The sequence below is a fragment of the Burkholderia sp. DN3021 genome (assembly GCF_049805555.1).
GTDB classification, from domain to species: Bacteria; Pseudomonadota; Gammaproteobacteria; order Burkholderiales; family Burkholderiaceae; genus Burkholderia; species Burkholderia pyrrocinia_C.
In genome coordinates, this window is sequence record NZ_JBNCAB010000256.1 from 1 (window position 1) to 792 (window position 792).

A 792-nucleotide genomic window follows, 5' to 3' on the forward strand; every position below is an offset into this window, starting at 1 on the left:
GAGCAGCGCGGCCGGCAGATCGGCCGGCACCGCCAGCGCGGCGGCCGGCAGCGGCGCGGGACGCACGAGTTCGAGCCCGCGATCGGGGCCCGCACCGAGCAGGATCGCGAGCGCGATGCGCGCGCTGTCGATCGTCTGCGCCGCGCGCGCCTGCTCGCGCGTCGCGGCTGCGACCTCGCTTTCCGCCTGGCGCTGTTGCGCGACGTTGTCGATGCCTTTCGAGACGCGCTGGCGCGTCAGCGTGAGCGCCTCGTCGGCGCGCTCGTATTCGGCGCGCGCGACGTCCTGCTGATCGAACGCGTACGCGAGGTTCACGTACGCGCGAGCGACGTTGACGGACAGCAAAACGCGCGCGGCCTGCGCATCGATCCGCGCGGCACGCGCTTCGCCGAGCGCGGCTTCCCATGCGGCGCGGCGGCCGCCCCACAGATCGAGATCCCAACTGAAGCCGAGATTCATCTCGCGCGTGTGGCTGAAGACGCCGCCGCCTTCGCCCGCCGAGAACTGGGTGCCGGACAGCCGTTCGCCCTTCGCGCTCGCGCGGCCGACGACGTGCGGCACGCGCGCGGCCTGCGCCTCGATCACCAGCGCCTGCGCTTCGCGTGCGCGCGCATCGGCGGTTGCGAGATCGGGATTGCCGGCGAGCGCTTCGTCGATCAGCGCATTCAGTTGCGCATCGTTCAGCGCGCGCCACCAGTCGGCGGCCGGCCAGTCGGCGGCCGGCGCATGCGCGAGGCTGCGCGACGCGGCAAGCGTATCGGCGCCGCGCAGCGTGCCGGCGGGCGCGAGCCC

Annotated in this window: 1 protein-coding gene; it reads right to left on the minus strand. The window is 74.1% G+C overall.

Features of this window, described 5'->3' with window-relative positions; genetic code table 11:
- A partial coding sequence (locus ACPUER_RS36955) for a TolC family protein (RefSeq protein ID WP_425133604.1) occupies positions 1–792 on the minus strand: 792 nt, incomplete at both ends.